This window comes from Bacillus paralicheniformis, from assembly GCF_001042485.2.
Lineage (GTDB): Bacteria > Bacillota > Bacilli > Bacillales > Bacillaceae > Bacillus > Bacillus paralicheniformis.
In genome coordinates this window covers 154,168-167,271 of record NZ_LBMN02000011.1, presented here as the reverse complement: position 1 = coordinate 167,271, position 13,104 = coordinate 154,168, and the positions used below count along the sequence as shown (strand labels likewise).

Here is a 13,104-nt window from a genome sequence, read left to right as displayed (position 1 = left end):
TTGTGGCTGCCGGACGGATTACGCCGGAACAATACGAGGAAATTACCGGAGATCCTTACGATCCTGATTCGCCGCCAAGCGAAGACGAGAACGTAACTAATAGCGAACAGGAGGCGTAGTCATTGGGCGAATCATCGAACAACGAAATGAACGATAAAATAGCCGACATTCGCGAATGGTTAGTACGAATCGATACGAAGGTCGACTATTTCAACGAAGTAAAACATACGGCAGATCGAGCGCATGAAAAGGCGGATGAAGCGTTGGTACTCGCCAAAGAAAGCCAAGCGGATATCTCCGACATGAAAGCAAATACGAAATGGTTATGGGGCGTAATTCTCACGGTCGTCGGGTTGGCGATCTCGGGGATTGCGCTATTTTTATGAGCCCGTTCGGTGAGAGTCCGGCGGGCTATTTATATGCGCAAAATTAACGAAAAGGGAGACGATTAAATGACGATTTCAGTCCGAAAAAATCTAGTCGCGTCAAGCAAACATTCGCTCAAGTGTCCGTATTCAATGAACGCAAAGTATATCACGTTCCACAATACGGCGAACGACGCTCCAGCAGCGAATGAGATTGCGTACATGAACCGGAACGGCAGTTCAACGAGCTACCATTTCGCAGTCGACGATAAAGAGGTCGTTCAGGGGATTCCGACTAACCGGAACGCCTGGCATTGCGGAGACGGAAACGGACCGGGCAACCGTTCGTCTATCGGTGTCGAGGTTTGCTATTCGAAGTCAGGCGGCGCTAAGTATAAAGCGGCCGAAAAACTTGCGATTAAATTCATCGCTCAGCTTTTAAAAGAGCGCGGTTGGGGCGTTGATCGCGTTAAGAAACACCAGGATTGGAGCGGAAAATACTGCCCGCACCGTGTACTCGATGAGGGACGTTGGGAAGCGGTGAAAGCGGCTATCGCTGCGGAATTGAAAGCTCTCGGCGGTCAAGCGTCTAAACCATCCGGCACGACTTATACCGTTAAGAAAGGCGACACACTTTCCGCTATTGCTAAAGCGAATGGAGTAAGCGTGGCGAATCTTCAGAGCTGGAACAACATCAAGGATCCGAATAAAATTTTCGTTGGTCAGGTGCTGAAGCTTACAGGGACGTCTAAACCGGCTGCGGCCCCGAAACAATCCGGATCTTCTAAAAAGACGTTCACACTGCCGGGCGGAGTCCTTAAAGTAACGAGCCCACTGACGAAAGGGACGAAGGTAACTCAAGTTCAGACCGCGCTTGCTGCCGTTTACTTCTACCCGGACAAAGGCGCAAAGAACAACGGAATCGACGGCTATTACGGTCCGAAAACGGCGAACGCAGTCAAACGGTTCCAGTCGATGTATGGATTGAGCCAGGACGGAATTTACGGACCTAATACGAAAGCTAAACTCGCTGCTGCGCTGAAAAAAGCCGGCTATTCCGTAAACTAATCGAAAAGGGAGACGATATTATGAACGTAAAGACAATCGAAAATATTACCGCGGGCACAGTCGCCCGGTTCGTACTACTTGCGCTGGCACTAGTTAACCAGACGCTTACGATGACGGGGCACAGTCCGATTCCGGTCGATGAGGAAGGCGTGCAGCAATTTATTTCGCTCGTGTTCATGGGCGTTACTTCGCTGTGGGCGTACTGGAAAAATAACGACGTGACGAAGAAAGCGCGGACAAAAGGCGAATAGGCAACGGAACTTTTTGGCGGGCGCCTGCGTATTATTGCGTAGGTGCCTGCTTTCAAAGTATAATCAAGTTTAATAGAGGGGGGTATAAAAATGAAGTATAAGCTATTTGTGGGGTGTTTAGTGAGTGTTCTTTTTATATTATCGGCATGCCAAGCTGGCGGTAAAAAGGTTAGTGTAGAAGCCTCAGATGAGGATATAACAACTGTAGACAATGATGTTGCTGAATTACAAAAAGAAGAGCCAAAAGAAAAAGATACATATCCGATTGATTATCAAGCATCCGTTGATGGGATTGAAATAAAACTAGAAGAGCTTTTCGTGACGAAGGATGCTATAGGAATTAAGTCGTCTTTTATAAATAATTCAGACGACACATATATCGCTTCCCCGGCTGTATATTCTTTAAAAATCAATTCCAGCGAAACGGTCGGATCATCAGATATAATTTATTTTCACGAGAGTGACAATCTCGCCATGGAGGGTCGCAATACAAATTATACTTCCGTGTCTTATTGGAGAATAAAAGATATTGCGGCCGAAGACATCAAAACAGTTGATTTGCAGCTTGATCTAGTTCGCAGATCGGCGGTTTCTGGTGAAGGACTTGTACAGTTTAATCGTAAACTAAAGCTTGAATAGGTAAGACAAAGCCCCGTCCGTTTAAGGAGGGGGTGTTTTTTGTTTCCTCGTAACCTCATTCTCGGATTTCTAATATGTCAGACACATTTGTGATGTTTAGTGTCTTCATGATTTTGAACAGAGTCAAACGATTTATAGTCGAACGGCTGTTGCTGCACAATTCACTCACACTTGCAGGCCTCACATTTGCCTCTTGAGCTAATTTACTTCTCGACCACCCTCGCTCTTTCAATATTTCATCTATTCGATCAGTTTTAACATAAAGCAATCCGCACACCTCACTATATCAGCATTATTAATTAGTTTAGTATAGTATACAGCAATTTCGTAATATGGTAAAGAAAAATATGTTGACATTACGTAATTTCGTAATATAAAATAACGTTACGATATTACGTAAAGGGGCAATAAATGTGCATTATCTAGCGGAACACCAAACGTTCGCTTCGACGGCCGAACTCAACGCTGCTGTCTACGAACATATCAAACGCAATACATACGAATTAAACGACACGGACCGGCTGACGCTGAAGACGATCGCTCGCTATGCGGTCAAGTTCGCCGGCGCAGCGCATCTCAAAGCGGAAACACTCGCGGACATAATCGGTAAGTCCGTCAAGACTGCGCGTCGTGCCGTCAACAAACTCGCATCACTTTCGATCATCCAAAAGGTCGCGACAACACGGAAAATAAACGGCGGACACGGCGCCAATATCATCGTCATTCTTCCGGTTGACCAGTCGACAATGACCACGCGTGGGGATGCCGAAAAGCCTAAGGAGCCAACGGATGAAGCGCCTAAAATTACGAATGAACCATCGCATTCTATTAATCTTTCAAAAAATCACGTAATAGATACGGTGCCGGCCTGCGGTCTTAAAAACGCGTTACCAAACGAAATCTACTCCGCAATGGCGCGCTACTTCGACGCAGACGAAATTTATAAATACTACGGAATCTTACTGCGGGCTAAGGCAAGCGTAGATCCGGCGCTAGTACTCGAAGAACATCCGCAGTCATTCGTTGAAGCGTGGCATGCAGCGATTCTGAAACGAAAACAGCAGAAAATTAGACGCTTTGACGACTACCTATACGCTAGCTTCCGACAAGCCGCATGGACGGTAAAAGCCCGTGAAAATCGTGGACTATTGGCGGAGTTTGAAACGTTCCTTGAAGCGGAATAGATTTGATTATCACAAAATGTGATAAACGAAAAATCAATTGATAAGAACGTGTGTTCGTGTTATACTTTCGTCATGACAACCGAATAGTACCGAAGGAGGACGATCGTATGACATTACGCGATAGAGGAACGATGAAGTGGACGTCGATATTCTTGCCGGAGCATATCGCGAGTATCCGGAAACTTAAATCCGAAATCGATCACGCATATGAGCGGAAGCCGTCGATTGATCCGGAGCAGTGGTCGGACTTTGAATCGAAAATACAATACGCTTACAGGACCGGCCAGGATTGCGAGATCCGTTACTGGCGGAATTGGACGACGGAAATGGTGTGCGGAGTAATCGAAACCGTTGACCCAATCGGCGGAACCTTGCGGATTGACGGCGTTGACATTCCGTTTAAGGAGATCGTTTGGGTTGCAGTGGAGGACGTGTGACTCCCTAAAAAGGGGTCATAGTGATATAATAGAGGACATCACAACTAGCATTAATCTTTCGCTCAATTGGAGTGAGGATAATGACAGTGATTAAGAAAGACGAGAAAACCGGAAAATATTATTTTGTATATTCTGGCGGGGTTCACCCGATAACTGGTGCTAGAATTCAAAAAAGAAGGCAAGGAATGTCGAGTCTACGAGAGGCGAAAGAGGTTTTAAAGCAGGTCATAATAGAGGTGGATAAGGAAAAAAATTCTCATAACCCTAATAAAAGCGTGTTTAGTACCTTCGCTGAAAAATGGTTTGAATCGAAAAAGGTTAGACTTCGATCAAGTACAATCGTCAATTACCGCGAGCAGCTTGATTACAACATACTTCCATATCTAGGAACGTTTAAAATTAAAGACATCACTGAGGAAGTCTTGCAGCATTATATTAATCGACTTCACAATGAACGGAAACTTGCTCCGGCAACCATCCGGACAGCTTTCGGTGTTGTCGCCGAAGTCTTAAAGAAAGCTTCCCGAAAAGGAGCGTTCGACCTCGCCATCCTTGACGATGTAAACCTTCCTCCCGAAAATCGCATTTCTAAAGTATGGAACGAGTCGAATGTACAAGCGTTTTTGGATGCTCGCAACCGTATCGTGTCACTAACTCGTTACTTTATCGGAATGGTATTATCCGTTATTACAGGCATGCGAATGGGGGAGGTTCTCGGATTGCGGTGGTCCGATATAGACTTCGAAAAGGGTTATTTAACAATTCGACAAACTCTCGCTAAGATAGACGACGAAGGTAATTACGGATTAGTTCCCGAGGTCAAAACTGCGGCGGGCTTCAGGACCGTCCATTTACCGAAATTCTTTATCGAATACTTAATCGAACACAAGAAAATGGTCCAGCGCGAAAAAGAAATTCTCGGCGAGGACTACATCGACTATGATCTCGTAGTGTGTACGAAGCACGGTAAGTGGGTACATCCGAATAACTATCGACGGGCATTTACTCGGTTAATTGCGCAGCTTGAGCTCCCGAAAATCCCTCCGAAGAATTTGCGACATACTCACGCGACGTATTTAATCAGTATCGGAATCAGTCCGAAGATTGTTCAGGAGCGTTTAGGCCACGCACATATCAAAACGACGCTCGGAACGTACAGTCATGTTTTGCCTTCGATGCAGGCGGAATTAGTCGGAAAATTGGACGATTTAGTCGCGAAAGTGTGACCGCAGTGTGACCGTTTTGTGTGACCGGATGTGAGAGCGTTGATATGACGAGATTTTAACAACGGATTCCATCACGAAGACTGCATGAACATCATCATGAACGATTTAATTGAGCTGATGGATCCGCGCTACATCGAAGTCTGGGGCAAATTCACCCCGAGAGGCGGAATCTCGATCGACCCGTACACAAACTACGGCAAGCCCGGTACAAAGTATGAAAAAATGGCCGAGTATCGGATGATGAATCATGATCTGTATCCGGAGACGATTGATAATCGGTAAGAGGTGCATCGCTGTGTGACCGAGACGCGTATTGTTACGCGTCTTTTTTGTTCGAAATTTCCACGAACAATTACAGCGTATTGGTCGAATGCTAGTCCGGGTATATGAAATACGATTCGAATTGTTAATTGAAGGGTAAAGAGGAGGAAACTTCGTCGTCACTCGCCTCGTTAACGTCTCCGCTTGTCAGTTCGTCGTTAACTGCGAATGCTCTAGCGTTCGGTATTTATCTGTTTTTAGTCTTGTTTGTTCATTAATTCGTGAAAAAATATAGCTTTGTCCTCCTGTTAAAAAGATGTTTTCTGTTTTTTTCTTTAAACATAAAAATTTAGTTATTCTGACTTTGAGGAGGGGATGGGAGGTATATACAGGAGAGACGAAGAGCGGCGATTAAAACATAGTGTCAAGAGCATGTCTCATTCTGACGTTTACACACAAATATGTAACGTGAAGATGTTGGAGAGCTTACGAAAGAAGCAATCGATCGTTATAGACGGGAGGAGCGTTGAAGTATTTGTAAAGGAAGGTTGGCACTGAGTCGGAATGGTATACGATAATCTTACCGTATTTTATCGACAGCTGATAAGAAGTTTATTACGATGTTTAACGTTAAGAAACTGTAGACATGAAAAAGCGCCCCAATGCGGGGCGTTTCTTACGTTTGCTTGCGGGTAGCGATTTGATATACGCCGTCAGATTGGTCGGTTGCTGAAACAACGCTAATGCCCATCGTTAATATCGCGGCGGCTAAAATGGGAATAACGAGCTTTTTAATACTCATATAAACACTCCCCTTTTTTAATTTGTGTTTGCGCATACATCATTTTTTGAAGGAACTCGATTGAGTTTCTGTGGTCTTTTCTTTCAAGGTATTGGTTGGAGACTTCAAGCGAAAGCTCTTCTATGTATGCAAATATTTTATTCTCCTCCAAGTATTTAAATACCTCTAAAATCTCTTCTTTATTCACAGAATAGATATATAAGGCCTCAAGATATTCAAATAGGGAAGTGAATAGGGTATCATTGAATTTTCGAGCCGTTTGTTTGCCAATACGAAATATCTCGATTGCGCGCTCGTAGTTTTTCTGCTTAAAAAGAAGTTGAGTGAAGTAATACAATGATTGTGGTAGGTTGTTATATTCTTCTTTTAGGTTAATCTCTACGGCTTTTTCAGCATATTCAACCGCTGTATCAATGTCCCCCATACATTCATGACAATCGGCTATATTGAAATAGGCAGAACTAATAAGTCTTTTATTGTTAATCTCTATCGCTAATTCGAGTGCGTTTTCCAGGTGGGGTAAGGCTTTGTCGTGGCACATTAAATCGTCATAGTTACCCGCGATTACAAATAAACATTGGATTTTACGGACTTTGTAGAGTTCGTGATTATTATATATTTTAAAGGCTCTTAATATATGATACATGGACACATGCGTCTGTTTCATGATGTAGTACGCTTCAGCCATTTTAAAGTGAAACTCGGCTTGTTCTATAACATCAGTAATGATAGATAGCTGCTTTTCTGCATTTCGATAAAACTCTATCGCTTTGATGTACTGTTTTTTCTCGAATTCATACATGCCCCTAAAGAAAAATGAGTAGTAACTAAGGAGGCCATTTAAATCTCTTCGAGGCTCCTCGATTTGGGCCAACAATTCGTGTATTGATTGTCCTTGTTTTCTTTTGTTAGTAGGTTCTAAATATTCTAACATTAATTGATGTCTAAAACACATCAACTGATAGTAAAGGAGTAAGTCCTGATCCTCTTCCATTTGATTAATTTCTTTCTCTACTTCTTCTTTTAAAGCCTCTGCATCCGGTACACTAAACTCTCTTATCATTTTATACCATTCGTGGATTTTCACTCCGACTTTTGACGAGGGTATTAACTGTTTCACTTTCACCTCTCCCTTTTTATTTCCTTTTTGTAAATATATTACTATACTTAGGGAGATAATAGGTTGAAAAATGAAAAAATTTTCGGCATACCGCAATTAAAGCAATACAAAAAGACGCCTGTTAAGGCGCCTGAATTCTATATGCTCTTATTTATGCCACATTTGCAGCATCCGAAGGTAAATTTCGTCCTTCACCGGGCTCTTGAATAGCGGATAATCGCAGTTGTCTCACCGGCCATAAAGACCGTCCGGTTATTCCTTATAATCGTATACCACTGTAATATCATATCCTTTTATTTCGTAATCCATTCGCCAACGATCTCCAACTAATAGGATACGTAAGAGGACGGAGGATTCAACGTTTTCTCCAGGAAAATGAATCTTGGTGATCAAGTCTTATGACCTACTAAAGGAGTAATTCGATATGTGAATGATCAGCTTAAAGAAAATTTTTTATTGATGTCTGCAACAGGTCCCATAGCTCTTTGATACCCTTTAAAATAAGTTATAAAAATTGACCGGCATCCACTCTAGTGGAATCTTTCTCCTTAACCAGTTTTAATGTGGCCACGATTAGAAAGCTGACAATCACTAGTAAGAGCCATGAACTCACTTTTCCTAGATGAACGAGACTCCACGCGCTGGTTTGGTTTGGATATGTCCAGGCTCCAAAAAACGTTGCGATATTTTCGGCTATCCATATAAAAAATCCGATGAGCACAAAAGAAAGTGCGAGCGGCATACGGTAACGAATTCCATTAACCTCGTATATGACCCATGATTTCCAAAAGACAATTACTACAAGTCCAGATAACCAAAAGCGGACGTCAATCCAATAATGATGGAGGAAAAAATTCAAATAAATCGCAGCGGCAAGAGGTACAACGACGAAAAACGGCGGCCACTTAACCAGTTCAACCTTAAGCCTCCTCCACGCCTGGCAAAGATAACTGGCGACACTTGCATACATAAAGCCGCTATATAAAGGCACTCCAAAGATTTTGGAGTAACCTTCCTCTGGATAAGACCAGGAGCCCATTTGCACCTTGAAAAGTTCAAGAGCTAGTCCAATAAGGTGGAACAATGTGATCACCTTTAGTTCATCCCTTGTTTCAAGCCCGGAATACACCATCCACCACTGCATGAGAAGGCAGATGATGAGCAGCCAGTCATACCGCGGCAGGAAGGGAAGAGGGATGATTTGTGTAATTGCCAAAGAGGCAAAAATAACGACAGGAAATAAACATGACAAGGACTGCTCCCAACCAAAACGAACGAGTTGATTTAGTGCTCTCATCATGTGTGCCTCCGAAGTTTTTTTCTGAATATATGCGAGGCCAGCTTAGTATTGCAGCTAAACAGATTTACGGGTATGCGCATAAGATCACCGCCGAATAGGCTAAATTTTTAATCATGGGTGTCTTCATCACTTCGGTATTCCAAAATATCTCCGGGTTGACATTCTAAAGCCTTGCAAATCGCCTCTAAAGTTGATAATCGAATAGCCTTTGCCTTTCCGTTTTTTAATATAGAAAGATTCGCCATTGTGATTCCAACCCTCTCAGAAAGTTCCGTTACGCTCATTTTTCTTTTAGCAAGCATCACGTCAATATTGATAATAATTGCCATTGTTTTCACCTCAGACTGTTAAATCATTTTCTGATTTTATATCAATCGCTTCTTGCAATAGCCTTTGGAGAACAGCAGCAAAGACGGCGATAACCATTGAAGCAAAAATAAGGACCAGTCCGATTAGTATGATGCCAGGAGCGTCGTCCATCTCCGCGATGAGATAGAAGAGCGGCATGCCTGCCGCTAATAAAATACTGATGGTGATTGCACAGTATTTTATATTCTTTAAAGCCCGTACAGACAATTTCGAGAAAGCTTTATTGTGGTCAATATAGCTTAAAAGTTTAAAGGCTTGATACAGAGCAAAGTAAAAAGGTATCGCCGCTGCATACAAATCGATATAAACGAGATATTTCAGATAAGAAATATCTGGATACAAATCAGCTGCAAAATTCGCTATCTTCGGCACGAAAAATATGCACAAAGCAAGAACTGGGATTCCAATAAGAATAACAGCCATCTTTAAAAAGAGTGTTGATCCACGTTTCATAAAGAGCACCTCACTTATTTTGTCGATTTGAATTTAACACATTATTTATCGTTTTACAATAAAAAATTATTGATAAAGGTGATTTTGTTGTTGTTATGGTATGATATCTTTTTGATTTTAGACAAGCGTTTATAAAGCTATGCAAAGAAATACGTCAGCGGAGTATACATCACCTCTTTTGGACCTTTGCGGCTTCCGCCAAACGAAAAGATCAAGCTTAAAGCGTCTTTCGAACGATAGCTTATATGAACGCAGGTTCGAGACAGTCAATGGATTGAAAAACGCTGGTTATGCGATAGTTAACCGGAACTCAGCAGAACCATATCGTCAAATAAATCCTAGGGTGAAAAAGCTCAAACGTACCATAAAGGAATATGTGTCAACAAGGAGACAATAAAACAGCTACCGATTGGCATGTCTTTGCCCATAACGTGAAGACTCGGGTTGAAGTCGAGGAGTTATTTGAGGTGAAGACCGAAGACGATTAGTGTGGTGAAAACAGAAAAGAGAATGTTGTTAGATTTAAATAAAAATAAGACGCCAATTAAGGCGCCTTCATCTCGTCTTAAATCCATTCACAAAACTTTCTCCGTCCTGCTCCGTGTTAATAAGCTGCTGGGCGCTTTGGCTGATTCGTTGAGCAAGCGCCTCTTGCGCTTTTCCTTCAAAGCTGTAGAGAAGCGATGAATAGACGCTGTTCATTTCTTTTTGTATATCGTCTATCTTAAACTTCGGTCTTAGTGTCGTTTTAATGCCTTCAAGCTTCGTTGCGGCTGATACCCTCATGCCCGTTTTCAGCATTTGAAGCTGATTGCGCCGTATGAGGAGCGTATCTTCTTGATCACCGTTTAAGTTGTTGAGTGAGGCTAGTTTATTGAAATTTTCCATTATGTCATCTCCTAAAGCTTAAGCCAGTTTGCCAGCATTTTATCTTTTGATTTAAAATCTTTTGCGATCTGAGCAAGGTGCCTGCTGATGTCTTCTAAATCTGAAATCGTATTTTGTAATGAGGCGATGTACGCTTTTTCGGCATGAACATCGTAAAAGAGCGGATTGCCTTTTTTGTCAAACGACTGCGCCAGGTTTTTCAGCGTATTGTTTACATCTTCGAGTGTCAGCTTGTCGTATAAACCGTGGCCGACTTGACGGTAGGTATCGTGTTTCAGGTCGTTGATTTCGGCGTCGTGTTCCTGATAAGCGTTTTCGGCTTCGCGTTTCATCGTCCGCAGATCGTTGATCATCGCATTTACTTTTTGCGCGAGCTGTTTGGCAACGGCGGGTGTTACTTTAATTGCGCCACTTCCGGATGCAACTTCCGGTGGGAGCATCGCTTTTAAATTTTTGTCATAAATGAGCTCATCGCCCTCTATATTTTGAACGTTGCCGTTTTCGTCGAAGGTGAAGTTATTACTTCCGACCCAATGCGTATCAGGCATTCCTAAGATTGCGGTCTGAAAGAAATACCCAGCGTTTTGCCCGATTTGTTGGAATACATCGCCCTGCATTCTCGCCTCGCGCACCGCATTTGATAATTCAGGGTCCTTCGTATAAATTGTCGTACCGTTGTGCCGGTCATACTCGTTCCACCAGCCGGCCCCGACCATATCATCCGGGTTGATAATCGATTTTATGGATCGGTCATATTCACCGTTATTAATTTTTTTTTGCTGCTCCGCAGAGTGTAGGTGGACGATTGAAGGGCTGTTAAACGCTACGGCATAGACATTATTGTTGACCGCACTGTATTCAGCCTCTGCGCCGCCGAGAGAATGTCCGGTTGTTGAAATGACCGTCGAGGTGCCTTTATACTTTTGTTTAACTTCCCGCACCAGATTGTCAGCTTGCCCGATTTGGGACGTTTTCGTAATTAACTTGTAGTTACCGGTGCTAAGCATCGAGTCTTGTGTCGGAGTTCCGTTATATTTTCCGAGTGTTTTAGAAGTATCTTTCGCATCTTTTTCGACTATGTAGTGTTCCTTCTTTTTCGGGTCAATTCCCATTACAACGTTCCCGCCGTCAGCGTCAATAACATCTTGGAAGAATTGGTTCTTAGGATCTGTTCCCGCGAAGGCTACGACGACGTTTTTTGGTGTGTCAGGTTTAACCCATTTACCGTCCTTTTTCTTCGCTTGAACAAATACATACGCGTCGAGTCCGGTGTCAGAGTCCCTTTTAATTTTATCAACGTAATAAGCCTTATTTGATTTACTCTCTATAGGTGTTCTATCCTTGAAAGCTTCTTTCATTTTATTGCTACTATATGTGTTTTGGCTAAGAAAATAATAATCCTTATCTGTTAAATTAGGAATATCGCTCTTTTTATTCATGTACATAACCCCGCAAACTATGTAAAATGTTATGAGGAAAGGATGGTTTTATGAAAAAATACATAATTATCCTTCTTGCTCTGGTCATTATAACATTTGGAGGAATATTTATGAAGCAACAAAATGATAACAGAGAGAAAGAAGAGCTTTATAATTTGGCTAAGGAAAGAATGACAGACTTTATTAAAACGAATTATGAGGACATTAAGTCAATTGATTATTCTGATGACTACGAAGTGAACCCAATGGGCGGAATTGATATTAAAGGGTATCTAAATGGTGATAAGCAAAAGAAAATATGGGGTATTTATGATAAGTCAAATGACGAAGTAGGGTCCTTCACAGTCGATGCTGAAAGAAAGCCCGAATGTAAAGATAAAATTTGCGATTATTAATAAAAGGTCCGACTCGATTGAGCGGGCTTTTTTCTATTTTTATCTCACGTTTGTTTAACTAATCAGTTTTATTACCCCTGATAATAAATAATGTTGTGATATCATTTCTAGTATTTGTTTTAAACCTACCGTAAAGCATTACATCGTTACAGGCATGAAGGGTGAGCTTTACCCGGTGGAAAAAGAGATTTTCGAAGAGATTTACGAGAAAGTTAGCGAATGACTGAGGAGCCAAATAAACGGTGCCCGTTAAACTCAGATCCCTGAGAAATCTATATTAATTTTTGATGAACCTGTCGTGATATTTCCCTAATGAGGATGTCGATATTAGTCCGTCATAGATGTTTTGGGTACGCCATAAAAGAAAAGATTGCGGATATTAAAGAACCCTTTTAAAATGAGTGAACCTTTTTCCTTACTTCTACAACGTTCCCATGAATAGCCGGAACGATTTAGCTCAGCTCAATCTTGTGAGGAAGGGTATACTTTAGAAAAAGCTTAATATACTGAGGTGAATATTGAAAATATGGATTCGGCATTGAATAATTTAATCATCAGTTGCCATTACGCTTTATTGGGGGCAATTCCATACAAATTAAGGGGACTCGCAGTCAAGTTAGAAAATGAAACGTTATACTGGAAAGGCTATTTTAACGGGGAACCGACAGACGATGAAATAGAAATGCTGAGCGTAGCTTGTACAGAGGTACTTGCTGACTTTCCACATATTAAGGACTGTGAAGAAGAGTATATCAATCATAAGTTTCCTTTAAAAATGGATAAATTACAGTTTTGGGCATTTTTAAGATGGGAAGACAACGAGCATGATGAAATAGGCTGTAAAACACTTTATTATAATTTGTTACGGAGTTTGGTGTGAAGTGTAATAAACGAAAGGTGAATTCAT

General features: G+C 42.0%; 19 protein-coding genes and 1 pseudogene. 12 read left to right on the top strand and 8 right to left on the bottom strand.

Annotation, left to right across the window (positions count from 1 at the left end):
- Window positions 1-2 precede the first annotated feature (2 nt).
- From ACH97_RS24440 to ACH97_RS09075, 5 genes are all read left to right on the top strand, one after another.
- The gene (locus tag ACH97_RS24440) at window positions 3-119 is read left to right on the top strand and encodes an XkdX family protein (RefSeq protein ID WP_241494236.1); all 117 of its coding nucleotides are present in this window, start codon (window positions 3-5) and stop codon (window positions 117-119) included.
- A gap of 3 nt (window positions 120-122) precedes the next feature.
- Window positions 123-386, top strand: a complete 264-nt coding sequence (locus ACH97_RS09090) for a hemolysin XhlA family protein (RefSeq protein ID WP_048350776.1) — start codon at window positions 123-125, stop codon at window positions 384-386.
- A 66-nt stretch (window positions 387-452) separates the two neighbouring features.
- A complete protein-coding gene (locus ACH97_RS09085) occupies window positions 453-1,433 on the top strand; it encodes an N-acetylmuramoyl-L-alanine amidase (RefSeq protein ID WP_048350777.1) in 981 nt (326 codons plus the stop codon).
- A gap of 20 nt (window positions 1,434-1,453) precedes the next feature.
- Entirely contained in the window at window positions 1,454-1,684 is a 231-nt protein-coding gene (locus ACH97_RS09080) for a phage holin (protein WP_048350778.1), read from the top strand.
- 90 nt (window positions 1,685-1,774) lie between these two features.
- Window positions 1,775-2,323, top strand: a complete 549-nt coding sequence (locus tag ACH97_RS09075) for a hypothetical protein (protein ID WP_048350779.1) — start codon at window positions 1,775-1,777, stop codon at window positions 2,321-2,323.
- Window positions 2,324-2,378: 55 nt separating this feature from the next.
- Here ACH97_RS09075 and ACH97_RS22815 read toward each other — a convergent pair whose 3' ends face one another.
- The gene (locus tag ACH97_RS22815) at window positions 2,379-2,600 is read right to left on the bottom strand and encodes a helix-turn-helix domain-containing protein (protein ID WP_241494246.1); all 222 of its coding nucleotides are present in this window, start codon (window positions 2,598-2,600) and stop codon (window positions 2,379-2,381) included.
- A gap of 136 nt (window positions 2,601-2,736) precedes the next feature.
- On the opposite strand from ACH97_RS22815, the gene ACH97_RS09070 reads away from it, so the two are divergent.
- The 4 genes and pseudogenes from ACH97_RS09070 to ACH97_RS09055 form a co-directional block, all read left to right on the top strand.
- Window positions 2,737-3,507, top strand: coding sequence for a helix-turn-helix domain-containing protein (locus ACH97_RS09070; protein WP_057957829.1), 771 nt, complete (start codon window positions 2,737-2,739; stop codon window positions 3,505-3,507).
- Between the two features lie 107 nt (window positions 3,508-3,614).
- Window positions 3,615-3,944: a YolD-like family protein gene (locus ACH97_RS09065; RefSeq protein WP_048350808.1), complete on the top strand. Its 330-nt coding sequence runs from the start codon at window positions 3,615-3,617 to the stop codon at window positions 3,942-3,944.
- Window positions 3,945-4,024: 80 nt separating this feature from the next.
- Window positions 4,025-5,170: a site-specific integrase gene (locus tag ACH97_RS09060; protein WP_048350807.1), complete on the top strand. Its 1,146-nt coding sequence runs from the start codon at window positions 4,025-4,027 to the stop codon at window positions 5,168-5,170.
- A 57-nt stretch (window positions 5,171-5,227) separates the two neighbouring features.
- Window positions 5,228-5,452 (top strand): annotated as a pseudogene (locus ACH97_RS09055) (7-cyano-7-deazaguanine reductase); the annotation flags it as partial.
- A gap of 655 nt (window positions 5,453-6,107) precedes the next feature.
- On the opposite strand, the gene ACH97_RS24215 reads toward ACH97_RS09055, so the two are convergent.
- Both ACH97_RS24215 and ACH97_RS09045 read right to left on the bottom strand, forming a co-directional pair.
- On the bottom strand, window positions 6,108-6,233 hold the full coding sequence (locus tag ACH97_RS24215; RefSeq protein ID WP_023857307.1) for a hypothetical protein: 126 nt from the start codon (window positions 6,231-6,233) through the stop codon (window positions 6,108-6,110).
- The gene (locus tag ACH97_RS09045; RefSeq protein WP_020451157.1) at window positions 6,223-7,353 is read right to left on the bottom strand and encodes a response regulator aspartate phosphatase; all 1,131 of its coding nucleotides are present in this window, start codon (window positions 7,351-7,353) and stop codon (window positions 6,223-6,225) included. Before ACH97_RS09045 ends, ACH97_RS24215 begins: the two co-directional genes overlap by 11 nt.
- A gap of 63 nt (window positions 7,354-7,416) precedes the next feature.
- Here ACH97_RS09045 and ACH97_RS23410 point away from each other — a divergent pair, with 63 nt between their 5' ends.
- Window positions 7,417-7,563 (top strand): hypothetical protein, encoded by a 147-nt coding sequence (locus tag ACH97_RS23410; RefSeq protein WP_020451158.1) that lies wholly within the window; start codon window positions 7,417-7,419, stop codon window positions 7,561-7,563.
- Between the two features lie 295 nt (window positions 7,564-7,858).
- Here ACH97_RS23410 and ACH97_RS09040 read toward each other — a convergent pair whose 3' ends face one another.
- From ACH97_RS09040 to ACH97_RS09020, 5 genes are all read right to left on the bottom strand, one after another.
- Window positions 7,859-8,650, bottom strand: coding sequence for a DUF817 domain-containing protein (locus ACH97_RS09040; protein ID WP_023857306.1), 792 nt, complete (start codon window positions 8,648-8,650; stop codon window positions 7,859-7,861).
- Between the two features lie 110 nt (window positions 8,651-8,760).
- Window positions 8,761-8,982, bottom strand: coding sequence for a helix-turn-helix domain-containing protein (locus tag ACH97_RS09035; protein ID WP_020451161.1), 222 nt, complete (start codon window positions 8,980-8,982; stop codon window positions 8,761-8,763).
- Window positions 8,983-8,992: 10 nt separating this feature from the next.
- The gene (locus ACH97_RS09030; RefSeq protein WP_020451162.1) at window positions 8,993-9,475 is read right to left on the bottom strand and encodes a DUF2975 domain-containing protein; all 483 of its coding nucleotides are present in this window, start codon (window positions 9,473-9,475) and stop codon (window positions 8,993-8,995) included.
- Between the two features lie 555 nt (window positions 9,476-10,030).
- Window positions 10,031-10,363, bottom strand: coding sequence for a hypothetical protein (locus ACH97_RS09025; RefSeq protein ID WP_020451163.1), 333 nt, complete (start codon window positions 10,361-10,363; stop codon window positions 10,031-10,033).
- An 11-nt stretch (window positions 10,364-10,374) separates the two neighbouring features.
- Window positions 10,375-11,802 (bottom strand): phage hydrolase, encoded by a 1,428-nt coding sequence (locus ACH97_RS09020; RefSeq protein WP_020451164.1) that lies wholly within the window; start codon window positions 11,800-11,802, stop codon window positions 10,375-10,377.
- Window positions 11,803-11,852: 50 nt separating this feature from the next.
- Here ACH97_RS09020 and ACH97_RS09015 point away from each other — a divergent pair, with 50 nt between their 5' ends.
- The gene (locus ACH97_RS09015; protein WP_023857304.1) at window positions 11,853-12,197 is read left to right on the top strand and encodes a DUF1433 domain-containing protein; all 345 of its coding nucleotides are present in this window, start codon (window positions 11,853-11,855) and stop codon (window positions 12,195-12,197) included.
- Between the two features lie 526 nt (window positions 12,198-12,723).
- Entirely contained in the window at window positions 12,724-13,077 is a 354-nt protein-coding gene (locus tag ACH97_RS09010; protein WP_020451166.1) for a MafI2 family immunity protein, read from the top strand.
- Window positions 13,078-13,104: the final 27 nt, after the last annotated feature.

Bases quoted from the DNA above. Each gene is read 5' to 3' on its own strand.
- ACH97_RS09085 (WP_048350777.1), top strand. From the start codon at position 453: ATGACGATTTCAGTCCGAAAAAATCTAGTCGCGTCAAGCAAACATTCG.
- ACH97_RS09080 (WP_048350778.1), top strand. From the start codon at position 1,454: ATGAACGTAAAGACAATCGAAAATATTACCGCGGGCACAGTCGCCCGG.
- ACH97_RS09075 (WP_048350779.1), top strand. From the start codon at position 1,775: ATGAAGTATAAGCTATTTGTGGGGTGTTTAGTGAGTGTTCTTTTTATA.
- ACH97_RS09065 (WP_048350808.1), top strand. From the start codon at position 3,615: ATGACATTACGCGATAGAGGAACGATGAAGTGGACGTCGATATTCTTG.
- ACH97_RS09060 (WP_048350807.1), top strand. From the start codon at position 4,025: ATGACAGTGATTAAGAAAGACGAGAAAACCGGAAAATATTATTTTGTA.
- ACH97_RS24215 (WP_023857307.1), bottom strand. From the start codon at position 6,233: ATGAGTATTAAAAAGCTCGTTATTCCCATTTTAGCCGCCGCGATATTA.
- ACH97_RS09040 (WP_023857306.1), bottom strand. From the start codon at position 8,650: ATGAGAGCACTAAATCAACTCGTTCGTTTTGGTTGGGAGCAGTCCTTG.
- ACH97_RS09035 (WP_020451161.1), bottom strand. From the start codon at position 8,982: ATGGCAATTATTATCAATATTGACGTGATGCTTGCTAAAAGAAAAATG.
- ACH97_RS09030 (WP_020451162.1), bottom strand. From the start codon at position 9,475: ATGAAACGTGGATCAACACTCTTTTTAAAGATGGCTGTTATTCTTATT.
- ACH97_RS09025 (WP_020451163.1), bottom strand. From the start codon at position 10,363: ATGGAAAATTTCAATAAACTAGCCTCACTCAACAACTTAAACGGTGAT.
- ACH97_RS09020 (WP_020451164.1), bottom strand. From the start codon at position 11,802: ATGAATAAAAAGAGCGATATTCCTAATTTAACAGATAAGGATTATTAT.
- ACH97_RS09015 (WP_023857304.1), top strand. From the start codon at position 11,853: ATGAAAAAATACATAATTATCCTTCTTGCTCTGGTCATTATAACATTT.
- ACH97_RS09010 (WP_020451166.1), top strand. From the start codon at position 12,724: ATGGATTCGGCATTGAATAATTTAATCATCAGTTGCCATTACGCTTTA.